This window comes from Oceanicaulis sp., assembly GCF_965249665.1.
In the GTDB taxonomy this organism is placed as follows: domain Bacteria; phylum Pseudomonadota; class Alphaproteobacteria; order Caulobacterales; family Maricaulaceae; genus Oceanicaulis.
Window position 1 is genome coordinate 1541802 of the sequence record NZ_OZ252247.1, and the last position, 21198, is coordinate 1562999.

Genomic DNA, 21198 nt, shown 5'->3' on the forward strand with positions numbered 1-21198 from the left:
ACGCCTGAGCAAGGTAAGGCGGTTTCATGCGTATTGCGTTTTTTGGCGATGTGGTCGGCAAGTCGGGGCGAGAAGGTCTGTGCGATGCGCTGCCTGATTTGCGCCAGCAGCTCCAGCTCGATTTCGTGGTCGTGAACGCCGAGAACGCGGCGGGCGGCTTTGGCATTACCGAGAAGACCGCCAATGAGATGTATGATGCAGGCGCGGATGTTCTGACGCTTGGCAATCACGCCTGGGACCAGTCAGAAACCTTGTCGCATATCGAACGCGAACCGCGGCTGCTGCGCCCGGTGAATTATCGCGAGGGCACGGCGCCGGGGCGGGGAGCGGGGCTCTATGACCTGCCCGATGGCCGCCGGGTGCTGGTGATGAATGTGATGCTGCGCCTGTACATGCAGCCGCTCGAAGACCCGTTCGCCTCGGTCAATCATGAGATCGACTCCTGCCCGCTGGGCGCGGTTGCGGACGCCATCATCGTCGACATGCATGGCGAGGCGACCAGCGAGAAAGTGGCGCTGGGCAATTATTGCGACGGACGCGCCAGCCTGGTTGTCGGCACCCATACCCATGTGCCCACCGCCGATCACCGCATTCTGCCCAAGGGCACGGCCTATCAGACCGATGCGGGCATGTGCGGCGATTATGATTCCGTGATCGGCATGGTCAAAGACGAGCCGATCAACCGCTTCGTCACCCATATGCGGTCAGGCCGTTTCACCCCCGCATCGGGCGAGGCGACGGTGTGCGGGCTTTATGTGGAGACCGATGACGCGACGGGGCTGGCGGTGCGCTGCGAGCCGATCCGCGTGGGCGGGCAGCTTGCACAGATCATCCCCGAGGTCTGATCACAACCGGTCACTGAGCCACCGCAAATGGTCTTCCATGAAGGTGGCGATGAAGAAATAGCTGTGATCATAGCCGTCCTGACGGTGAAGCGTGAGCGGCTGGCCCGCCGTGCGGCAGGTCTCTTCGAGCAATTCAGGCTTGAGCTGTTCGGACAGAAACTGATCGCTCAGCCCCTGATCCACCAGAATACCGCTTTCGCACCGTGCGCCGTCTTCAATCAGGGCGCAGGCGTCGTATTTGCGCCAGGCCGCGATGTCATCGCCCAGATACCCGCCCAGCGCCTTCTGACCCCAGGGGCAATGGATCGGCGCGCTGATCGGGGCGAATGCGCTGATCGCCTTGAACAGGTCCGGGCGTTTGAGGCCCAGGGTGAGCGCGCCATGCCCGCCCATGGAATGGCCGGTGATGGCGATGTCCTCGAGATCGAGACAGGGCGCGGCTTGGGCGGCGACCTTCAGAAGCTCGCCCGTCACATAGCTTTCCATGCGGTAGTGTTGGGCCCAGGGCGCCTGGGTGGCGTCCACATAAAAGCCGGCGCCGGAGCCGAAATCATAGCTGTCATGCTCGCCGGGCAGATCGAGACCGCGCGGCGAGGTGTCAGGCGCCAGAAACGCCAGCCCCAGTTCGGCGCAGACGCGCTGGAAGCCGCCCTTGTCGGTGACGTTGGCGTGGGTGCAGGTCAGGCCCGATAGATAAAGCACAACCGGAACCGGACCGTCTTCGGCGGCGGGCGGCAAGTATAGCCCAAACGTCATCTCTGTGCCGGTCTCTTGGGAGTCATGGGACCAGACTTGTTGGCGGCCGCCAAAGCTGCGGGTCTCGGATTTGAGTTCCATAAGCTTACCGTCCTCGTTTGAGATCCTGGAACAGGCGTTCGAGCCCGTTGAGAAAGTTTGACCGGTCGCGAGGGCCGAACGGCTTGCCGCCGCCCCCTTCCATGGTTCCGGCGCTGCGTAGGTCCGTCATCAGATCGCGCATGGCGAGTTTGGAGCCAATGGAGTGGGCGTCAAACTCTGCCCCGCGATGATCCATCGCCTTCCCGCCCGCTTTCAGACAGCGATCGGCCAGGGGAATATCCCCGGTGATGCAGATATCGCCCGGACCAATCCGCTCGGCGATCCAGTCATCGGCCGCGTCCGCGCCTTCCGGAACGATGACCAGCTCGGCCCATTGGCTTTGCGGGCGGCGCAAACCGCCATCGCAGACCAGCTTGATCTCGGTGCGATGGCGTTCGGCCACCTTGATCGCCTCGTCCTTCACCGGACAGGCGTCGGCGTCGATGAACAGGGTCAGGTCAGAACTCCACCACAGACCGGATGCTCTCGCCCGCATGCATCAGGTCAAAGGCTTTATTGATATCGTTCAGCGGCATCTTGTGGGTGATCAGGCTGTCGATATCGATCTTGCCATCCATATACCAATCGACGATTTTCGGCACGTCGGTCCGGCCGCGTGCGCCGCCGAACGCTGACCCTTTCCAGACCCGGCCCGTGACCAGCTGGAAGGGACGCGTGGAGATTTCCTGACCGGCCTCGGCCACGCCGATGATAATGCTCTCGCCCCAGCCGCGATGGCAGCATTCCAGCGCCTGACGCATGACGTTCACATTGCCGGTGCAGTCAAAGCTGTAATCCGCGCCGCCCCCGGTAATGTCGACAATGGCCTCGACCACCTTGTCCATCCCGATCTCGTTGGGATTGATGAAGTCGGTCATGCCGAACTTTTCGGCCATGGCGCGCTTGGCGGGGTTGATGTCGATGCCGATGATCTTGTCCGCGCCGACCATGCGCGCGGCCTGGATCACGTTCAGGCCGATACCGCCCAAACCGAACACCGCGACATTGGCGCCAGCCTCCACACCGGCGGTGAAGATCACCGCGCCCACGCCGGTTGTCACGCCGCAGCCGATATAGCAAACCTTGTCAAACGGCGCGTCTTCACGGATTTTCGCCAGTGCGATTTCAGGCATGACGGTGAAGTTCGAGAAGGTCGAGCAGCCCATATAATGGTGGATTGTTTCACCGTTGAGGCTGAAGCGCGAGCTGCCGTCCGGCATCAGACCCTGACCCTGGGTGGAGCGGATCGAGGTGCACAGATTGGTTTTCTGGCTCAGGCAGCTTTTGCACTGGCGGCATTCAGGCGTGTAGAGCGGAATCACATGATCGCCGGGCTTCACGCTGGTCACGCCAGCGCCGACTTCGCGGACAATGCCCGCCCCCTCATGGCCCAGAATGGAGGGGAAGAGACCCTCGCTGTCCTTGCCGTCGAGCGTATAGGAATCGGTATGGCAGACGCCGGTCGCCATGATCTCGACCAGGACTTCGCCTGCGCGCGGCCCCTCAAGGTCCACCTCATGGATTTCGAGGGGTGTGTTGGGCGCGAATGCAATGGCGGCGCGGGTCTTCATGAAAGCCTCCTCAGGAAAGGGCGGTCTGATCGACGGCGTATAGCGCCCCCAGATACGCGTGCAGGCAGGTGGCGGCAAGGCGAGGCGCCGGATGAATTCAGGATATGCCCGAACGCGGCATTGAAATGCCCGGTCATTTGGGCACAGTGGTGCAACGCAACATGATCATTGGACGCCCCCATGGCCCACACTCCTGAATACACCGCCCTTTTGCTCGAAAACGTGCACCCGGACGCCGACAGCGCGCTTCAGACCGCCGGTCCGGTCAGTGTGACGCGTCTCTCCGGGTCTCCGGACCGCGCGCAACTTGAGGCCGAAATTGCACTGGCGAACGTGCTGGGCATTCGCTCGCGCACCCATGTGGATGCGGCCTTGCTGGACGCAGCCAAAGCGCTTCAGGCCATCGGCTGTTTTTGCATCGGCACCAATCAGGTGGATCTCACCGCCGCCGCCGAACGCGGCGTGCCGGTGTTCAACGCGCCTTTCGCCAACACCCGGTCGGTGGCGGAGCTGACCCTGGCGTCCGTGATCATGTTGATGCGACGCATCCCCGAAAAAATGTTCGCCATAGAGCGCGGGGAATGGCTGAAAACCGCTGAGGGCGCCAATGAGGTGCGCAAGAAGAAGCTCGGCATTATCGGCTATGGCAATATCGGCGCCCAGCTCTCCGTACTGGCGTCGGGCTTGGGCATGCATGTCTATTACTATGACATCGCGCCCAAGCTGGCTCATGGCAACGCCCGTCCGATGGATACGCTGGACGGCCTGTTGTCTGAGTGCGACGTGGTCACCTTGCATGTGCCCTCCACGCCGCGCACCAAGAACATGATTGGCCAGGCCGAGATCACTCGGATGAAACCGGGCGCGTTTCTGATCAATCAGGCCCGCGGTGATCTTGTGGATGTGGAGGCCTTGGCGGCGGCGCTCAATTCAGGTCATCTGGCCGGCGCGGCGGTGGATGTGTTCCCGGTTGAACCCAAAAGCAAGGATGAGCGCTTTGACAGTCCGCTCACGCAATGCGCCAACGTCATCCTTACCCCGCATATCGGCGGTTCGACGCTTGAGGCGCAGCAGGCCATTGGTCTGGATGCGGCAGGCAAGCTGGCGCGGTACCTCTATGAAGGCTCGACCACGTTCGCCGTGAACTTTCCCCATGTGGACCCTGGCCCCATCCAGCCCGGACGCACACGCGTTCTGGCCCCGCACAAGAACCGTCCGGGTTTCCTGCGGCGTTTGAATGATGCTGTGGAGCAAGTGGGCGCGAACGTCGCCGCCCAGTTCCTGCAAACCGAAGGGGATCTGGGCTATGCGGTGGCCGATCTTGAAGGGGATCTGCCAACAGATTTTCTGGATCGCGTGCGCGCGATCGACGGCACGATCCGCGCGCGTTTGATCATGGGGTAGGGCGTGACGCGGCGGGCTAGACCAGCCCGTCGCGACCCGTCGCCTTCCAGTCCGCCATGAAAGCGTCCAATCCCAGATCCGTCTGGGGATGCTTGATGAGCTGATCGAAGGTCTTCACGGGCAGGGTCGCCGCATCACACCCGGCGAGGGCCGCGCCCTCCACATGCTTGATATGGCGCAAAGAGGCGGCGAGGATCGAGGTTTCAAACCCGAATTGATCATACATCGCCCGGATGTCTTCAAGCAGGTTGATCCCGTCTGATCCAGCGTCGTCGATACGGCCTACAAACGGCGAAATGAAAGTCGCGCCGGCCTTGGCCGCCATCAGCGCCTGACTGAGTGAGAAACACAAGGTGACGTTGGTGGGCACGCCTTCGGCGGTGAACTCGCGGCAGGCCTGAAGACCCGCCGCCGTCAGCGGCAGCTTGATCACCACATTGTCGCCCAGGGCGCGCAGCTTGCGGCCCTCCTCCAGCATGCCGTCATAATCGGACGCCACCACTTCTGCGCTGACGGGGCCGGAGACTGTTTTGGCGATCTCCTTGATGCGGTCAAATACGCCCGCGCCGGATTTCGCAATGAGGGACGGGTTTGTCGTCACACCGTCAATAAGGCCGGCGCGCGCTTCGATCTCGGAGATTTCGGCGGTGTCGAGAAAGATCTGCATGGGGCGCTCCGGTCAGCAATGAGACGTCGATATCTTGAACCAGCTTTAGTCCTCAATCATAACAGCACCATAAAACCGGTTTGGAAATGAGGAAGGCTGCATGGGCGTTGCAAGCGCGGTCAAAACCTGGACGCATCAGACCCTGCCGCGACCTCTTGTAAATTTCTTGTGGAATCTTGCGAGCGACGCCCGCGATTTGCCCATCCGCTGGCGTACGCCAGGTGCGCCGCGACCCTGGCGGGTCTGGCACAATGTGGGCGGCGGCGACTTCCACCAGATCGGTCAGGCCTATTTCAGCTGGTTCAAGCGCTCCGCCCGGCTTGAGCCCTCTGCTCACGTGCTGGATATGGGGTGCGGAGCGGGCCGTATCGCGTTTGCTCTCGCCGAGTATTTGAATGCGCAGGGACGCTATACAGGTTTTGACTTGTCGGAGCGGGCGCTTCGCTTCGCCCGCAAGCATGTCGCCGGCGAGGCGGACTTCTCCTTTGTACGGGCGGATGTGCAAAGCCGCGAATATGGCGGCGCAGGCGACAAGGCGATGGGGTATCGCTTTCCGGTTGACACCGCCAGCATCGACGCAGCGCTGGCGATTTCACTGTTCAGCCATTTGCTCCCTGAAGACGCGGCCGCCTATCTCAAGGAGGCGGGACGGGTGTTGAAACCGGGCGGACGTTTGTGCCTGACAGGCTTCATCGTGGAGCCAGGCATGGACTTGTCAGGCGCGGTTCTGGCGTTGCAGTCGTTTCGAGACGGCGCCTGGGCGGCGGATCCGCGAGAGCCTGAGCGCGCGATAGGCTATGAGCGCGCGGTGTTTGAAGACTGGGTGCGTGAGGCGGGGTTGAGGCTCGCAGAGCCTGTCGAGCCCGGGCACTGGTCAACCTCTCAGCGTACAGGCGAGTTTCAGGACCGGATCGTTCTGGAAAGACTGCCGCTCTAACGCCCGGAACCGAACAGGACTTCGCGGACCGTCCGCACCAGAATGACGACGTCGCGCCACAAGGACCAGTTCTGGACATAATGGCTATCGAGCCGGGCGCGTTCTTCAAACGTGGTTTCGTTGCGGCCATTGACCTGCCACAAGCCGGTCAGGCCCGGGCGCACACGCTGGTAATCCAGCATGGACTGGCCATAACATGTCTGCTGATCCAGCGTCATCGGTCGCGGCCCCACCAGGCTCATATCGCCTTTGAGCACATTGATCAGCTGGGGCAGTTCATCGAGGCTGGTCATGCGCAACAGGCGCCCGACGGGGGTGATGCGCGGATCGTCGTCCAGTTTCTGATACGCGCGCCATTGCGCCTCGCGTTCGGGGTCGCTCTCCAGAATCTCAGCCAGGCGCGCTTCGGCGTTGACCACCATGGTGCGAAATTTCAGGCAGCCGAAAGGCTGGCCGTCTGCGCCCACGCGCTGCTGGCTGAACATGACCGGGCCGCCATCCTTGCGAATGGCGAGCATGATTAAGACCAGCACCGGGCTGAGAAACGCCAGCGCACAAGCCGAGGCGATAATGTCGAAGCCGCGCTTGAGAGCTTGAGCGAAGGGACGGTCCTGCGCATTGATCATGGACAGGATCACGCCGTCTTCAGGCGGAAAACGGACCAGGTCAAAGGATTCGCCCGAGACCGCGCCCAGGGCCGGGCGATAATAATAGGCCGCGCCCTGGGCCGACAAAAGACGCGCCAGCCGACCGGCGATCTCTTGCGTTGAGGCGTCCGGGGCCAGGAAGACGGGGCGCTGGGTGAGGGGGGCGATCTGCTCAAGCAGTGCGGCGTCGCTCAGCTGAGCGAACGGCTCAAGCGCCAGACTGCGTTCGGCATGCAGGCCATGACCGGCATCAGAGCGGATGACGCTGTCGGGCGTCAGGGTCAGGCCTTGTGGCGCCAGAACCGTGACGGGTTGCAGCCAGCCGCCGCTGACCGTGAACAGGGCGCGAACCCCAAGCCGCAAGCTCAGGATCAGGACCGGTGCGCACAACCAGGCCGCCAGGACCGACCCAGCGCCGGTCACCTCTCCATAGGCGTAGAGTCCGGCGATCTGCGCCAGCAAGGCAAGGCCGCACGCCTTGAGCACTGAACCTGCAGCCCCCATCACCGGCTGACGCGTGCGATAATGTCCCTGAGCGTTGAACCAGCCGATGAGCAGCACGCCCGTCAGAAAGAAGAAGGCCAGTTCGCCGTGCTGGGACACGCCGCCAGTCAGGGCGTGCAGCGCCTGAAGTGTGATGCCGGACAGGCTGATTGCGCTCATATCGGACAGGACGAAAACCTGCACAGGATTGATCGAGCCGGTGGCGCGCGCAGGGGCGTAAGGCGGTGCGTGTGCATCAATCCGGGACGACATGAGCTCTCCTCGATCCACTGCTTCCGCTCTGACGGCGGTTTGGGATGTGAGGAGCAAGAACGGCGCCGGACTGAGGCGCTTTATTCAGAAGCGTCTGTTCTGTTCAGGAACGCTGCGAAAACGCCCAGGGCGAGCGCTGCGTGATGCCATTCTTGATAGACGCCGTATCCCAGCAGCACGCTGACCCACCAGATGCCGCCTACAAAGGCGAGACCCGTGATCTGATCGGCGTTCAGTGGCGCGCGTCCAACCGCACGCGCGCCGGCGAACAGCGTGGCGGCGCAGAGCAATGCGCCGATCGCGCCGGCATCCATCCAGATATGCAGGCCTGCATTGTGTGCGTGGAGCGGCAAGCGGTCGATCATCATATCGCGATACAGCACCGAATCCGACAAGGCGCGCATGCTGTCGAGCCCATGCCCGATCAGCGGCGCTTGCCGGATTTGCTCCAGCACGGCCTTCCAGATTTCCAGTCGCCACGCCCATGACAGGGGCAGGCTGTCCTCAACGCTCTCAGGCATCAAGGCCAAGCCCAAGCCCATGAACAACGGCGCACCCAACACCCAAACGCCGGCACCCAGCAATATGACTTGCAAGGTTGTGCGTGGGGCCATCTGGGCCGCGCCGGCGGCGATCAGGCCGAACACAAGCGCCAGGATGTTGGCCTCGACATCAAAACTGGCTGACGCGAACGCGGCCATGACCAGAAGCGTCAGGGCCAGCCCCCGCCGCCAGGCGCCGTCTTGACGCCACATATACAAGGCGACAGGCCCCGCCACCATCATGAAGGCGGTGGCCCCGCGTGACAGTGTGACTTTGGCGTTGCGTATGGCTTCGGCGGGGTAAGTTGAGTCTTCAAGCTCGAGCTCGATCCAACCGCCGATCAGGCCGCCTGTCAGCGCTTCAAGCAGAAAATACCCGCCAGCCAGCAGCGCCACCACGCTCAGGAGTCGGGCTTGCCGCCCGGCCTCTTCATCCGTCAGGCGGCAACCGATATAGGCGCCCAAGACAAACAAGGGGGTCAGCAGAGCCAGCTTATAGGCCTGATCAGCACGCTCATAGGGTGACCACAGATGAGAGACGCACAGCCAGGTCACGCTCAGCATGCCCAGAAACGCCAGTGTCGGTGCGCTTTTGAAGGAGCGCCAGCCAGACACGAAAATGACCGGCATGAAGATCAAACCGATCAGCGCCACGGAAGTGGCGAGCCCCAACCCGCCCGCAGCGATAAAGACAGCGCTCAGCGTCAACAGCACCCCGAGGGTGACCGAGGAGGAACGCCAGCGGGTCGTCACGGATTGAGCGCTTTCACAAAGGCTTCCGGCGCCAGATTCCAGGCCAGAAGCTCGCGCCCCTCTTGGGTCACACGCACGGCGCCCATATGGCCGGTCTTGACCTTGGCGTCTTCGCTTGGGGCGTCCGTCGCCAGAAGCGCGTGAAAATATCGCAACACGCCATTGGACGTCAGAATGAAAACGGTCGTGTCGTCGGCCCGGTCGCGAGTCACGGCATCCAGCACGCTGCGGGCATTGGCCTTGAGCGTTTCTACAGTGGGGCTCCAGCCTGCGCCGTTGGGCGGAATGGAGCGCTCGCGCCAGTCCGTGATCGCGCTTTCCCCCCAGCTTTCGGCGATCTCTGCGTCGGTTTTGCCGCCCCAGACGCCGTAATCAATCTCGCGCAGACGGTCATCGATCTCGACCTCGCCGGTGAAGCCGCAAATCTCACCGACAAGACGGGCGCCGGTGCGGGTGCGCTTGAGCGGCCCGGCGATGATGCGATCCGGCAGCTGGTTCAGCGTGCGCAGGGCTTCGCCCATGGCGCGTGATTGCTCGAGGCCTTTGTCAACAAGAGGCAGATCCTCGTTTGCTCCGACCCAGACCGGGGTGTCGTCCGGACCGAAGGTGTTGCCGTGACGCGCCAGGATCAGCAGCATTATAAAATCTCCCCTTCGCGGGCGATGATGTCGGCGGCGACTTCGGCATCCCGTGGCGAGTCCACGGAATAGGGCGTCCGTCCATGATAATCGGTAAGGACGATCCTGATCGGTATGCCGTTTTCCAGCGCGCGCAATTGCTCCAGGCTTTCCGCCAACTCCAGAGGGCTCGGCTCCAGCGCCACCAGTTCGGACAAGGTGTCGAATCGATAGGCGTAGAGCCCGATATGCTTGTAGATCGGCAACCCCGTCTTTTCGCGCTTGAACGGAATGATGGCCTTTGAAAAGTATAGCGCGTTCAGGGCTTTGTCGAAGACCACGCTGGTGCCGCCGACTTCGCCGCGACGCTTGGCCTCGCTGAGTTTGTCGAGCGCGTCTTCCGACAAGGCTACTGCAGGCGTGGCGAGTTTCAGCGCGGGGTCGGCTTTCATGGCGGCGGCGGCGGCGTCCACCACCCAGGGCGGGGTCAGGGGGGCGTCCCCCTGAAGATTGACGATGACGTCGTCAGCCTGGGCGAACGGGCGCACCGCCTCAAAGGCGCGCTCGGTGCCGTTGCGGCAGCTTTCCGGGGTCATCACGGCGTCTCCGCCGAACGCTGTTACGGCCTCAAGAATTCGCGCATCATCGGTGGCGACGATCACCCGGTCGACAGAGGGGGCGGCGGCGGCCAGCCGTCGCACACGCTCGACCATGGGCACGCCAGCGATTTCGTGAAGCGGTTTTCCGGGAAACCGGGTGGAGCCGTATCGGGCGGGAATAACGGCGATAACAGACATGAGGCGCCTATAAAATGCAGCAAAACGGATAGATGGGTTCAATGCCATGGCCCGGCGCTGAAGGCCAGTGCGCGCGGTGAGCGCTCAAGGTCTTGGCCGAAGCGGCTTCAATAGGGTAGAAGGCCCGCTTCAAGAATTCATGCTGCCATGCTCGGCAGCTCGCCATTTGCCTTCCGGAGGTTTCGACCATGGCCGGCCACTCAAAATGGGCCAATATCCAGCACCGCAAGGGTCGCCAGGATAAAGCTCGCGCCAAACTGTTCTCGCGTTTGTCCAAGGAAGTCATGGTCGCTGTGAAAATGGGCGGACCGGACCCGGACATGAACCCGCGCCTGCGCCTGGCGATCCAGAACGCCAAGGGCCAGTCCATGCCCAAGGATAATATCGAGCGCGCCATCAAGAAGGCGGCGGGCGGCGATGTCGAAGAATATTTCGAGATCCGCTATGAGGGCTTTGGTCCCGCCGGCATCGGCCTGATCGTGGAAGCCTCCACCGACAACAAGAACCGCGCCGCCGGCGAAGTGCGCGCCGCCTTTTCCAAGAATGGCGGCAATCTGGGTGAAACCGGGTCTGTCAGCTTCATGTTCGACCAGGTCGGCGAAATTCGTTTCCCGCTTTCGGTCGCCGATGAAGAAGCCATGTTTGAAGCCGCGATTGAAGCCGGCGCGGAAGATGTGGTGCAAGAAGACCTGCTCGATGATGACGGCGAGCCCGCGCCTGAGCATGTGATCTATTGCGCGCGCGAAGACCTGGCTGAAGTCAGCTCGAACCTGCAAGAGCGCTTTGGCGACGCCAAGTCCGCCAACATCATCTGGAAGCCGCAAAACCTGATCGAGGTGACCGGCGAGAAAGTGGCGACCGTGATGAAACTCATGGAAGCGCTGGAAGATCTTGATGATGTGAGCACCGTGTTCGCAAACTTCGACATCTCCGACGAAGACATGGCGTCTCTCGACTAATGGCGGATCAGGCGCGCTCCCTCGTTATCGCCGTGGATGGTCCGCTCGCTTCGGGCAAGGGGACGATTGCGCGCGCACTGGGGGCGCGTTTTGGCGTGCCGCACCTGGACACGGGGTCGCTTTATCGCGCTGTGGCCGTCGCCATGCTCGAACAGGGTTTGCCGCCTGAAAATGCGGATGAAGCCGAGCGCGCAGCACGAGCGCTGGACGTCAGCGCCATCGACGAATCCAAAATCCGCACCGCAGGCGCCGGCGTGGCCGCCAGCGTGGTGTCGGCCCATCCGCGCGTGCGAGCAGCGCTTCTGGATGTGCAGCGTGCGTTTGCCGCCCAGGACGGCGGGGCCGTGCTGGATGGACGCGATATCGGCACGGTCATCTGCCCGGATGCGGATGTGAAGCTGTTTGTCACCGCCGATGAAGACTCACGCGCCTGGCGGCGACGGGCCGAGCTCGTCAATCGCGGCGAAGAGATCAGTTTTGAGCAGGTGCTCGGCCAGTTGCGCCAGCGCGACGCCCGCGACGCCAGCCGTGCGGACGCGCCGATGATCAAGGCCGATGACGCGATCGAGCTTGATACATCTGATATGTCGGTGGATGAGGCGGTGCGTGAGGCGATCAGACTGGTGGACGCCAGGCTGGGTTGAGGCCCCGACCTCTCAAAGAGGCCGGGGTTCGCAGAGCCTAGAAACCCAGACGCACCTGCAAGCGCGCTTGCAGGCTGTCCGTGCCGTCGCCCGAGCGGCCAGCAGCCGTCAGAGACACGCTTAACCGGTCGCGGATCTCGGCCTCATAGCCCAGTTGCGCACGCAGCAGCCCATCCTCATTCCCGCCCATCCGCGCTGTGGACAGGTCGATGTCGTTCAGGAGCACCCCGACGGTTCGCTCGGCGTCATCTTCGCTCTCATAGGCGAGACCGGCCTGGAGCATGCCTGCGTTCGACACCTGCCAGCTGGCGCGGACGCCGGCTTCATAAAGCGTGCTGCTGAAATCAAGCGCCTGCACCCGGCCGTTCAGCAGAACGCCCCGCTCGACATTGGCGGCGAGATCGTAATCGGTAAAGACAGCCCGGAGATAAGGCGTCAGCGTCAACGCCTCGGATGCGTCAAAATCCAGCCCGGCTTCAAGCGCGGTGAAGCTGTGATCCACCGCCAACTGACCGGTCACGGTGTTGCGCGGAGCGAAGCCGGTGGCCCGAACTGTGTCCATATCCGTACGGCCCAGACCGGCGCCGCCCATCAGATAAAACGCGCCTGTCGAAAAGCCGCCATGGACGGCGACCGCGAATGTCTCGGCTTCCCCCGAAGCGGGCAGAACGCCGGTGATGGTGCTGCTTGTATCGGCGAAGCTGGCGCGCGCACCCGCGAAAAAGCCGGTGCCGAGATCTGCGGTGAAGCCCGCCGAGGCGGACCAGCCATCATAGTCGACGCCAGCTGAGCTTGCGCTGGCGTCGACGGACCCGTCCAGCCAGCCGCCAGTGATGTAGCCGCCGGTTTCCGACCTGGCGCGACTTGCTGCATCAAGCGCATCCACGATCAAGTGGCGTCCGATCTGATAGGCGTGCTCGGTCAATCCGCCCGCGCTTTGACCGGCATAGTCTGCGTTTGCGCCGCTTGCGACCACGAAGGCGGCCAGAACGGCGTGAGACTGCGTGGTCGGGTGGATGCCGTCATAATCGCTCCAGTCCGACGGGCAGGCGTCAAGCAGCAAGCCCTGACTGACGCAGTCGATGGACGTTTCGCTGAACCCGTACAGGCTGGAATTGGCGTAGACGTCCAGCAGCAGATCTTCAACATTGATATAGAGCACGTCTGCGCCGTATTGCGCGCTGATTGCGGCGTCCACGCCGCGCAGGCCAATATTGAATTGCGCCGCGGCCTGATCGAACTGGACATTGAACGGCGCGGGCGCTTCCACCGATGAACCGATGGGCGGCACGCCAAACAGCACGAAGCGCCGGGCGCCGGCGTCCGCCAGCGTCGACAGGGTCTGCTGGATGTCCGCCACGCCCTGATTGATATCCAGGCTTCCTCCGCTCAGTGCTGCGAGAAAGTTGTTTCCGCCGATCCAGACAGAGAAAATGTCAGAGCTGTCTGGCGCAGCGATCTGACCGCTGGCGACGCCGGCGGCGAAGAACTGGGCCTGTTCGATGGAGCCGGGCAGGATCGGGCCGCCAGGCGTGCTTGCGAATCCTGCTGTACGAGCGCCGCCATGGGCGAAGTTGATCCCGTTGGAGGCGTCGCCGATGACGCCAGACAGGAAGGGCGATAGCGCCAGTGTCTGACCGGTCAGATACTCGTGCCAGACGGGCCCGTTGGAGAAGCGGCCATTGAAGTAAACCGGTGGCCCGCCCGCGCCAGCGGCCAAAAACACATTGCCCGTATCAGACAGGCTGTCGCCAAAGACGTAAGACTTGCCCGCAGTGAAATCCCACGATTGCGCCAGGGCTGGCGCGGATGCGAAGGATAGGGCGGCCAATGAGGCCCCCAGCATTTGTTTATACATAAAGCTCCTCCCCAGAGCGTGTGTCGGTGCGTCTTCTTTATTGTTCGCACACTGTCATAAGCTGTTCTGAGCTGTAAGGTTGTCAAGTTACACCGTGTGGGCGAGGCGCGGAGACTGCGCATGGCGATTTGCGCGGAGACGGCTTAGCGTGAGGGAATGATGAAGTTTTCCGCTCTCGGCTTCGGTGTCTCCGGGGCCCATGGCACCCCTCTTGTTCCGGCCTTGGAGACGCTGGCGCTGATCGAGGCGGCGGTTCAGGGCGGCGTACGCGTCTTTGACACCGCCCCGTCTTACGGGGCCGGGGAAGCCGAACGGCGTCTTGGCCTGGCGCTGAAAGCGCTCGATCGTTCAGAGCTAGTCGTTTGCACCAAGGCGGGGCTGACCAGCCATGGCCTCGCCGGGCGGCGGCGCGATCTGTCGCCGGACGGTGTCGAGACCAGCGTGCGCGCCTCGCTAAACCGGTTGGGGGTTGAGGGGGTCGATATTCTCTTCCTGCATGGCGCGGCGCCGCATGAGCTGGATGCGGCTTTGCTGGCGCGGTTGCGGGCGCTCAAGCAAGCTGGCGCGTTTCGGGCCTTGGGCGCTGCGGGGCGTGGTCCGGCGCTCGACTGGGCGCTGGATGCAGGATGGTTTGAAGTGGTCATGGCGCCGGTTCACCCTTTTTTGGACAGCGCGGAAACCGCAGCGCTTGACCGGGCCGCGCAGGCCGGGCTTCCCATCCTGGCGATTGAAACCGCCGGGGATGCGCCGCCCAGATGGCGGGCGCCGCGCTCTCTCGCGGATTTCTATCCGCTGGCCAAGAGAGTGCGATCACAAGGCGCCGGGCGTGGGCGTATCGCCGTCCCGGACGGGCTCAAGCTGGCGCTTGGGCGGCCGGGCGTGGTCAGCGCGCTCTTCACCACCACGCGAGCCGCCCATCTCAACAGCAATCTTGCGAGCGTCGGTCTTTCCTGAGGCAGATCGCGGTCTAGCTCCGCCGTCATGAGCCAGACAGAGTTATTTTCCGCACCTTCCGTGCCGCCAACCCCAGACCGCCAGGCGGGCCTTGAGCGCCTGAAAGCCTTCACGCCCTTGATGGGGCGGCGCTATGCGACGCAGCGCAACTTTGACTTCGGTCCTGAAGACCGCTCGAATATTTCCATGCTGAGCGCGCATGTGCGTCACAGGCTGGTTCTGGAGTCTGAACTGGCCCAGGCGGCGCTGAACGCGCATGGGCTTCAAGCCGCCGAGAAATTCATCCAGGAGGTCTGCTGGCGGACCTATTGGAAAGGCTGGCTGGAGCTGCGGCCGTCGCGCTGGTCAGAGTACAAGTCAGAACTGTCCCAAGCCTTGAACGCGTTGGGCGAGGATGACGCTCTGCGCCGCCGGTATGAAGCGGCCTGCGAGGGGCGGACAGGGCTTGACTGCTTTGACGCCTGGGTGAGCGAGCTGATGCAGACCGGCTATCTGCACAATCACGCACGGATGTGGTTCGCCTCGATCTGGATCTATACGCTTGAGCTGCCTTGGGTGCTGGGCGCGGATCTGTTCTTGCGCCACCTGATTGACGGCGACCCGGCTTCCAACACGCTGAGCTGGCGGTGGGTGGGCGGGCTGCAAACGGCGGGCAAGACCTATCTGGCCCGCGCCTCCAATATTGAAAAGTACACAGGCGGTCGTTTCACGCCGGACGCTGGTGCGCTGGCGCACGACGCGCCGCCGCTTGACCCTGCGCTTCAGCACCCAGCTCCCCAAACGCTGGCGGCGGGGGAGACGCCAGACCCTGATGCGCCCTCTCTCCTATGGATTCATGAAGAGGATTTGCACGCCGAGAGCTGGGCTGCGGAAAAGCGCGACGTGCGCGCGGTGGTCTATCAGGCGGGTCCCTTGCCGCGGGGCGAGCTGGCGCTGGGAGCGTGCGCGTCGCGCTTTACCCAGCAGGCGCTTGAGGACGGGGCGCGGCGGGCGGGCGCTCATTTCGGGTATACTGCTCAGGCGTCCGCGCACATTGAAGATGTCATTGACGCAGCCCGATCCGTGGGCGCGAAACAAATCCTGACCCAGCGACCGGCGGTTGGGCCCGGTCTGGACCGGATGCCGCCGTATCGAGCCAAGCTGGCGCAAGCCGGCCTCACGCTTATTGAGTTGCGCCGGTCTTGGGATGCCGCCTTTCACCCCTACGCAACCAAGGGGTTTTTCAAGTTCAAATCCGCCATTCCAACAGTCTTCGACCAGCTCTCCCTGAACTGATCGTGCCTTAAACCGCGCCGAAAAGATGACTTTTCGGCATTCTCCCGCTAAGCGGTGGGGGTTAGGCTACAGGCGCGGTTCGGCGCTGGGTGGGAGAGACCATGCAATCTGATCTGTTGGCGAAGCTCAAGGCTCTGGCGGAGCCGACACGCCTGCGGATTGTGTCCTTGCTGGCGCAGGGCGAACTCACCGTCAGCGAGATCATGCAGGTGCTGGGACAAAGCCAGCCGCGGATTTCGCGCCATCTCAAGCTTCTGGCCGATGCGGGTTTGTGCGAACGCTTTCCTGAAGGCGGCTGGGTTTTTTACCGGCTGATGCGCACCGGACCGGTCAGCCGGCTCGCGGCGTTGGTGGAGGAATTCACCGAAGCCAATGAACCGCAGGTTCATCGTGATCGTCAGCGCCTGCAGGAGCTCAAGCGTCTGCGCGCAGAAGAAGCGGCGAAGTATTTCGAAGCCGCCGCCCAGGAATGGTCTCAAATCCGTTCCTTGCATTTTTCCGACGCCGAAGTGGAAACGGCGATGCTTGATCTGGCCGAGGACCGCCGCTTCAAGCAGCATGTGGATGTCGGTACGGGCACGGGCCGAATTCTCGAACTGTTCATCGACCAGGCCGATGAGGGCATGGGCGTCGATCTGAGCCGTGAGATGCTTCATGTGGCGCGCGCCAAACTGACTGAAGCGGGCTTGTCCTCGCGCTTTGTGCGTCAGGCGGATGCCTCCGCCCTGCCGCTGGATGAAGGCGCGGCGGATCTCGTTACGCTGCATCAGGTCTTGCATTATCTGCCGGATCCGCAAGCGGCGCTGTCTGAATGCGCGCGCGTTCTGGCGCCCGGCGGCTTGCTGCTGGTGGTGGATTTCGCCGAGCATCATCATGAAACCCTGCGCATCCAGCACCATCATCGCTGGCTGGGCTTCCCGCCGGCTCAGGTCACCGCCTGGCTGCAGACCAGCGGGCTCACCTTGAAATCCTTGCGCACCCTGGAGCCAGAAGGCATTGAAGGCGGGCTGACGGTTCTGATCTGGGCGGCCGAGCGCCCTGTCGAAGGGGATGGGGATGACGTCTGAAACAGGGATGAAGGCGATCGCCGCGGCGCAGGCCCGCGTTGATATGGCGAGCCTTCTGTCAGACGAGTCGCGGTCAGATGCGTTGCAGTTCGAAGCGGCGGGGCTGTATCTCGATCTGCGCCGTCAAAAACTGACTCTGCAGACCTGGCGGGCTCTGGTCGAACGGGCTGATGTTTTGGGCGTCGACGAACGGCTGGCGGCCCTGTTCGCGGGTGAGATCGTGAACGGCACCGAGCAGCGCCCGGCGCTGCATCCTGCTTGCCGTAATCCCGCGCTGTTGGGCGAGTCGGACGCCGCCGCAGCGATGATCGACACCCGCAAGAAGACGCGCGCCTTCGCTGCCCTTATGGGACGGCCCGACGCGCTGGACGGCCATCCGGTGCGGCGTGTGGTCAATATCGGCATTGGCGGGTCCGATCTGGGGCCGCGTTTTGTCTATGACGCGCTTGGCGCGTTTCGCCGCGACGGAGTCGAGACGCATTTCGTCTCAAATCTTGATCCGGCCGATCTTGATGACGCACTGGACGGCGCGGACCCTGAGACGACGCTCATCCTGGTCATCTCCAAATCCTTCACCACCCAGGAAACCTTGATGAATGCGCGTGCGGCGCGCGCCTGGATCGTTAAGTATCTGGGAGAGGCTGGCGTCAGCGCGCGCTTCGCCGCCGCCACCGCCTGTCCTGACAAAGCCAAAGCGTTTGGTCTCGATGAGGATCGCATTTTTGCTTTTCTCGACGGGGTTGGCGGGCGCTATTCGCTGTGGTCCGCTGCAGGGCTGGCGCTGGAGACAGGGCTGGGCTCTGACGTATTTGATCGACTGCTCAAGGGCGCCCGGGCGATGGACGAGCATGTCGCGACGACGCCGCTCGCGCGCAACATGCCCGTGGCGAAAGCGCTGATCGACGTGTTCAATCGGGCGGGTCTGGGGCTCCCCTCGCGCTGTGTGGCCGCCTATTCCTCCCGCCTCGAACGGTTGCCGAGCTATCTGCAGCAGCTCGAAATGGAAAGCCTGGGCAAGTCCGTAAACGCCGAAGGTCAGCCTTTGTCTGAAGGTCATAGCGGCCCCCTGGTCTGGGGCGGACGCGGATCAGATCTGCAACATTCGGTGTTTCAATGGCTGCATCAGGGGCTGGATGAAGCGCCGGTCGATTTCATCGCCATTGCGGATCATGGCCGGAATGACGAGCGCGTGCGGGCGCTGAACGCCAATCTCGCCGCTCAAGGCGCAGCTCTGACCCATGGCCGCACCGGTGAGGGGGATCTGGCGAAGCACAAGGCGATCCGGGGCGGGCGCGCCAGCGCCACCTTTGTGATGGATCGATTAAGCCCTGAAACCCTGGGCGCGCTGATCGCGTTACATGAGCACAAAGTCTTTGTGGAAGCCGTGATTTACGGCCTCAACCCCTTTGATCAATGGGGTGTCGAGCTGGGCAAAAGCCTTGCCCGCTCCATTCTTTCCGGCGACATGGCCGGGTTTGACGGCCCGGCGCGTGAGCTGACGCACCGATTGGGCCTTGATTGATGATGCTCAGGGCTGTGTAAACACTTTGCCGATACGCCCTTCGCACCCGCACACGATAAAGGCCAGCGATATGACCCAGCCCGCTCTTGATCCGGCCCGGATCCAGCCCCTCGCCAATGCGGTTCGCGCCCTGTCCATGGACGCTGTTGAAGCCGCCAAATCCGGCCACCCCGGCATGCCCATGGGCATGGCGGACGCTGCGACGGTGCTATGGACCCGGCACATCAAGTTCGACCCCAAGGACACAAACTGGGCCGACCGCGACCGCTTTGTGTTGTCGGCGGGTCATGGCTCCATGCTGCTCTATTCGATCCTGCACCTGATCGGGGTTGAAGAGATGACGATGGAAGAGCTCAAAAACTTCCGTCAGCTGGGCTCGAAAACCGCCGGTCACCCCGAATTTGGTCATGCGCCGGGCATCGAGACCACCACCGGCCCGCTCGGTCAGGGCCTCGCCACGGCGGTCGGCATGGCGCTGGGCGAGCGCATGATGAATGCGCATTACGGTGATGATCTGGTGGACCACCGCACCTGGGTGATCGCGTCTGACGGCGATCTGCAGGAAGGCGTCAGCCAGGAAGCGATCTCCATCGCCGGCCATCTCAAGCTGAGCAAGCTGGTGGTGCTGTGGGACGACAATTCCATCCAGATCGACGGCGACACCGCTCTGTCTGACACCGTCGACCATCGCAAGCGGTTTGAAAGCGCAGGCTGGATGACGCTCGAGGTGGACGGGCATGACGCGGCGGCTGTCGACAAGGCGCTCAACGACGCCAAGATGTCTGACAAGCCCGTGCTGATCGCGTGCAAGACCACGATCGGGTTTGGCGCGCCCACCAAGGCGGGCACAGCCGGAAGCCATGGCGCGCCGCTGGGGGCTGAGGAAATCAAGGGCGCGCGCGAAGCGCTGGGCTGGAGCCATGACCCCTTCGTCATCCCCGACGAGATTTACGACGGCTGGCGTTTCGCAGCCGAGCTGGGCGGTCAGACCCGCGAGGCTTGGGACGCGCGCTTGAGCGCCTCTGACAAGGCCGAAGCCTTCACCGCGCAACTGTCGGGCCAGCCGCCGAAAGCCGCTTTGGACGCGCTGGATGCGCACATCAAACAAACACTCAACGATAAGCCGGCGCTGGCGACGCGCGCGTCGTCGGGCAAGGCGATTGAGGCTTTCTGGCAAGCCTTTCCGGGCCTTGTCGGCGGCTCGGCGGACCTTACCGGCTCAAACAACACCCACGCGCCGGGCATGGCGTCGATCACGCCGGATGATTTCTCCGGCGCCTATGTTCATTACGGTGTGCGCGAGTTTGGCATGGCGGCGGCCATGAACGGCCTTGCGCTGCATGGCGGCTTGCGGCCCTATTCGGGCACCTTCCTGGTGTTCTCTGACTATTGCCGCGGGGCGATCCGCCTGTCGGCGCTGATGAACCAGCCGGTGATCTATGTCTTTACGCACGACTCCATCGGCCTTGGGGAAGATGGCCCGACCCACCAGCCGGTCGAGCATCTGACCGCCCTGCGCTCCATGCCCAATGTGGCGGTCTACCGTCCCGGTGATGCGGTGGAAGCGGCGGAAGCGTGGAAATGTGCGCTCGAACGCACCGACGGCCCCACGGTTCTGGTGCTGTCGCGTCAGAAAGTCCCGCATGTGCGCCAGGACGATGGGTCCAAGAACCTCTCTGACAAAGGCGCTTATGTGATCCGCGAAGCCGAAGGCGACGCCCGGATCACCCTGATCGGCACCGGGACCGAGTTGAGCCTCGCCATCGAGGCGCAAGCCAAACTCAAGGATAAAGGCGTTGACGCGCGCGTCGTCTCCGCGCCGTCGCTTGAAACCTTCCTCAAGCAGGATGCGAGCTATCGCGCCTCTGTGGTTGACCCGAAACTGCCTGTCGTGGCGGTTGAGGCGGCCCTGCGCTGGGGCTGGGATGGCCTGATTGGCCTCGAAGGCGGCTTTGTGGGCATGGAGAGCTTTGGCGCTTCGGCCCCGGCGGACGCGCTCTACGAGCATTTCGGCGTCACCGCCGACGCCGTTGTGGAGCAAGCGCTCAAGCGCGTCTAACGGCGTTCCTGTGTCCTTCAGGTCATAGGCGGTCTGGGTCAAGTCTGATATCCAGACCGCTTATGCGTAACTCTTTGTCTGAGACCCGATAGGGCCTCTCCTCGCACTGTGCGGGGGAGAGGCGGCCTTCAAGAGCCCGTTCGCTGCATGCCGGCGAGCGCCGTTTTTGTGTGTCTGCAGCCTGGCTGCGGACCCTCGGGACCGACAGATCCAATGGATATCTCAAAAGACGAACAGCGCGTGTTGCACGCGCTGGCGAAAGGCGGCCGTTTGCAGGCCGCGAAAACCTCTTCCGGCCGCATCCTTGATGTGGAGTTGATCACGCGGGAAGGCTGGGCCATGCCCGGCGTCACCCCGCGCCTTTTCCGCAAGCTCAAGTCCAAGCGCGCTGTGGCGTCGTCGCAGGGCGGCCCGTATCGCATCACGCGGCGGGGGCTGGAGCTGGTGCGCGCCCAGCCTGATAACCGCTAAGCCGTGTGATTAGGGA

The 21198-nt window shown here is 63.1% G+C and carries 20 protein-coding genes; 11 read left to right on the top strand and 9 right to left on the bottom strand.

Annotated features, from left to right (window positions below; translation table 11 throughout):
* The first annotated feature begins 26 nt into the window (after positions 1-26).
* On the top strand, positions 27-845 hold the full coding sequence (locus tag ACP154_RS07385) for a TIGR00282 family metallophosphoesterase (RefSeq protein ID WP_133724751.1): 819 nt from the start codon (positions 27-29) through the stop codon (positions 843-845).
* Here the strand turns inward: ACP154_RS07385 and fghA are convergent, their stop codons facing one another.
* From fghA to ACP154_RS07400, 3 genes are read right to left on the bottom strand one after another with little or no spacing between them, the layout of a single operon-like run.
* The gene (fghA, locus tag ACP154_RS07390) at positions 846-1682 is read right to left on the bottom strand and encodes an S-formylglutathione hydrolase (RefSeq protein ID WP_421860359.1); all 837 of its coding nucleotides are present in this window, start codon (positions 1680-1682) and stop codon (positions 846-848) included.
* A gap of 4 nt (positions 1683-1686) precedes the next feature.
* On the bottom strand, positions 1687-2178 hold the full coding sequence (locus ACP154_RS07395) for a YaiI/YqxD family protein (protein ID WP_133724754.1): 492 nt from the start codon (positions 2176-2178) through the stop codon (positions 1687-1689).
* Positions 2141-3253, bottom strand: coding sequence for an S-(hydroxymethyl)glutathione dehydrogenase/class III alcohol dehydrogenase (locus ACP154_RS07400; RefSeq protein WP_421860357.1), 1113 nt, complete (start codon positions 3251-3253; stop codon positions 2141-2143). The genes ACP154_RS07395 and ACP154_RS07400 overlap by 38 nt, the downstream gene beginning before the upstream one ends.
* Before the next feature lie 180 nt (positions 3254-3433).
* Between ACP154_RS07400 and serA the strand changes: the two genes are divergently transcribed.
* Positions 3434-4657: a phosphoglycerate dehydrogenase gene (serA, locus tag ACP154_RS07405; RefSeq protein ID WP_421860354.1), complete on the top strand. Its 1224-nt coding sequence runs from the start codon at positions 3434-3436 to the stop codon at positions 4655-4657.
* Positions 4658-4673: 16 nt separating this feature from the next.
* On the opposite strand, the gene fsa is transcribed toward serA, so the two are convergent.
* Positions 4674-5324, bottom strand: coding sequence for a fructose-6-phosphate aldolase (gene fsa / locus ACP154_RS07410; RefSeq protein ID WP_421860352.1), 651 nt, complete (start codon positions 5322-5324; stop codon positions 4674-4676).
* Between the two features lie 100 nt (positions 5325-5424).
* On the opposite strand from fsa, the gene ACP154_RS07415 reads away from it, so the two are divergent.
* Complete coding sequence (locus ACP154_RS07415; RefSeq protein ID WP_421860350.1) at positions 5425-6261, top strand: methyltransferase domain-containing protein; 837 nt, start codon at positions 5425-5427, stop codon at positions 6259-6261.
* Here ACP154_RS07415 and ACP154_RS07420 read toward each other — a convergent pair.
* From ACP154_RS07420 to kdsB, 4 genes are all read right to left on the bottom strand, one after another.
* Positions 6258-7664 carry an exopolysaccharide biosynthesis polyprenyl glycosylphosphotransferase gene (locus tag ACP154_RS07420; protein ID WP_421860348.1) on the bottom strand — a complete coding sequence of 469 codons (1407 nt, stop codon included), beginning with the start codon at positions 7662-7664 and terminating at the stop codon, positions 6258-6260. The two genes, ACP154_RS07415 and ACP154_RS07420, sit on opposite strands and share 4 nt — an antisense overlap.
* An 80-nt stretch (positions 7665-7744) precedes the next feature.
* Positions 7745-8959, bottom strand: coding sequence for an O-antigen ligase family protein (locus ACP154_RS07425; protein ID WP_421860345.1), 1215 nt, complete (start codon positions 8957-8959; stop codon positions 7745-7747).
* Entirely contained in the window at positions 8956-9597 is a 642-nt protein-coding gene (locus ACP154_RS07430) for a histidine phosphatase family protein (RefSeq protein ID WP_421860342.1), read from the bottom strand. Before ACP154_RS07430 ends, ACP154_RS07425 begins: the two co-directional genes overlap by 4 nt.
* Positions 9597-10373 carry a 3-deoxy-manno-octulosonate cytidylyltransferase gene (gene kdsB, locus ACP154_RS07435; protein ID WP_107712379.1) on the bottom strand — a complete coding sequence of 259 codons (777 nt, stop codon included), beginning with the start codon at positions 10371-10373 and terminating at the stop codon, positions 9597-9599. Before kdsB ends, ACP154_RS07430 begins: the two co-directional genes overlap by 1 nt.
* 188 nt (positions 10374-10561) lie before the next feature.
* On the opposite strand from kdsB, the gene ACP154_RS07440 reads away from it, so the two are divergent.
* The gene (locus ACP154_RS07440) at positions 10562-11332 is read left to right on the top strand and encodes a YebC/PmpR family DNA-binding transcriptional regulator (protein WP_421860339.1); all 771 of its coding nucleotides are present in this window, start codon (positions 10562-10564) and stop codon (positions 11330-11332) included.
* Positions 11332-11976: a (d)CMP kinase gene (gene cmk / locus ACP154_RS07445; RefSeq protein WP_107712381.1), complete on the top strand. Its 645-nt coding sequence runs from the start codon at positions 11332-11334 to the stop codon at positions 11974-11976. Before ACP154_RS07440 ends, cmk begins: the two co-directional genes overlap by 1 nt.
* Positions 11977-12013: 37 nt before the next feature.
* Here cmk and ACP154_RS07450 read toward each other — a convergent pair whose 3' ends face one another.
* Positions 12014-13834 carry an autotransporter domain-containing protein gene (locus tag ACP154_RS07450; RefSeq protein WP_421860336.1) on the bottom strand — a complete coding sequence of 607 codons (1821 nt, stop codon included), beginning with the start codon at positions 13832-13834 and terminating at the stop codon, positions 12014-12016.
* 159 nt (positions 13835-13993) lie between these two features.
* Here ACP154_RS07450 and ACP154_RS07455 point away from each other — a divergent pair, with 159 nt between their 5' ends.
* The 6 genes from ACP154_RS07455 to ACP154_RS07480 all read left to right on the top strand — a co-directional run bounded on the left by ACP154_RS07455 (position 13994) and on the right by ACP154_RS07480 (position 21182).
* Positions 13994-14788 carry an aldo/keto reductase gene (locus ACP154_RS07455; protein ID WP_421860333.1) on the top strand — a complete coding sequence of 265 codons (795 nt, stop codon included), beginning with the start codon at positions 13994-13996 and terminating at the stop codon, positions 14786-14788.
* Between the two features lie 27 nt (positions 14789-14815).
* Positions 14816-16063, top strand: a complete 1248-nt coding sequence (locus ACP154_RS07460) for an FAD-binding domain-containing protein (protein WP_421860330.1) — start codon at positions 14816-14818, stop codon at positions 16061-16063.
* A 101-nt stretch (positions 16064-16164) separates the two neighbouring features.
* Positions 16165-17130, top strand: a complete 966-nt coding sequence (locus ACP154_RS07465; protein WP_421860327.1) for an ArsR/SmtB family transcription factor — start codon at positions 16165-16167, stop codon at positions 17128-17130.
* Positions 17120-18652, top strand: a complete 1533-nt coding sequence (pgi, locus tag ACP154_RS07470) for a glucose-6-phosphate isomerase (protein WP_421860325.1) — start codon at positions 17120-17122, stop codon at positions 18650-18652. The genes ACP154_RS07465 and pgi overlap by 11 nt, the downstream gene beginning before the upstream one ends.
* Before the next feature lie 70 nt (positions 18653-18722).
* A complete protein-coding gene (tkt, locus tag ACP154_RS07475) occupies positions 18723-20711 on the top strand; it encodes a transketolase (protein ID WP_421860322.1) in 1989 nt (662 codons plus the stop codon).
* 213 nt (positions 20712-20924) lie between these two features.
* Positions 20925-21182 carry a YjhX family toxin gene (locus ACP154_RS07480; RefSeq protein ID WP_107712388.1) on the top strand — a complete coding sequence of 86 codons (258 nt, stop codon included), beginning with the start codon at positions 20925-20927 and terminating at the stop codon, positions 21180-21182.
* Positions 21183-21198 lie beyond the last annotated feature (16 nt).

Bases quoted from the DNA above. Each gene is read 5' to 3' on its own strand.
- ACP154_RS07385 (WP_133724751.1), top strand. From the start codon at position 27: ATGCGTATTGCGTTTTTTGGCGATGTGGTCGGCAAGTCGGGGCGAGAA.
- fghA (WP_421860359.1), bottom strand. From the start codon at position 1,682: ATGGAACTCAAATCCGAGACCCGCAGCTTTGGCGGCCGCCAACAAGTC.
- ACP154_RS07395 (WP_133724754.1), bottom strand. From the start codon at position 2,178: ATGCGGGCGAGAGCATCCGGTCTGTGGTGGAGTTCTGACCTGACCCTG.
- ACP154_RS07400 (WP_421860357.1), bottom strand. From the start codon at position 3,253: ATGAAGACCCGCGCCGCCATTGCATTCGCGCCCAACACACCCCTCGAA.
- serA (WP_421860354.1), top strand. From the start codon at position 3,434: ATGGCCCACACTCCTGAATACACCGCCCTTTTGCTCGAAAACGTGCAC.
- fsa (WP_421860352.1), bottom strand. From the start codon at position 5,324: ATGCAGATCTTTCTCGACACCGCCGAAATCTCCGAGATCGAAGCGCGC.
- ACP154_RS07415 (WP_421860350.1), top strand. From the start codon at position 5,425: ATGGGCGTTGCAAGCGCGGTCAAAACCTGGACGCATCAGACCCTGCCG.
- ACP154_RS07420 (WP_421860348.1), bottom strand. From the start codon at position 7,664: ATGTCGTCCCGGATTGATGCACACGCACCGCCTTACGCCCCTGCGCGC.
- ACP154_RS07430 (WP_421860342.1), bottom strand. From the start codon at position 9,597: ATGCTGCTGATCCTGGCGCGTCACGGCAACACCTTCGGTCCGGACGAC.
- kdsB (WP_107712379.1), bottom strand. From the start codon at position 10,373: ATGTCTGTTATCGCCGTTATTCCCGCCCGATACGGCTCCACCCGGTTT.
- ACP154_RS07440 (WP_421860339.1), top strand. From the start codon at position 10,562: ATGGCCGGCCACTCAAAATGGGCCAATATCCAGCACCGCAAGGGTCGC.
- cmk (WP_107712381.1), top strand. From the start codon at position 11,332: ATGGCGGATCAGGCGCGCTCCCTCGTTATCGCCGTGGATGGTCCGCTC.
- ACP154_RS07450 (WP_421860336.1), bottom strand. From the start codon at position 13,834: ATGTATAAACAAATGCTGGGGGCCTCATTGGCCGCCCTATCCTTCGCA.
- ACP154_RS07455 (WP_421860333.1), top strand. From the start codon at position 13,994: ATGAAGTTTTCCGCTCTCGGCTTCGGTGTCTCCGGGGCCCATGGCACC.
- ACP154_RS07460 (WP_421860330.1), top strand. From the start codon at position 14,816: ATGAGCCAGACAGAGTTATTTTCCGCACCTTCCGTGCCGCCAACCCCA.
- ACP154_RS07465 (WP_421860327.1), top strand. From the start codon at position 16,165: ATGCAATCTGATCTGTTGGCGAAGCTCAAGGCTCTGGCGGAGCCGACA.
- pgi (WP_421860325.1), top strand. From the start codon at position 17,120: ATGACGTCTGAAACAGGGATGAAGGCGATCGCCGCGGCGCAGGCCCGC.
- tkt (WP_421860322.1), top strand. From the start codon at position 18,723: ATGACCCAGCCCGCTCTTGATCCGGCCCGGATCCAGCCCCTCGCCAAT.
- ACP154_RS07480 (WP_107712388.1), top strand. From the start codon at position 20,925: ATGGATATCTCAAAAGACGAACAGCGCGTGTTGCACGCGCTGGCGAAA.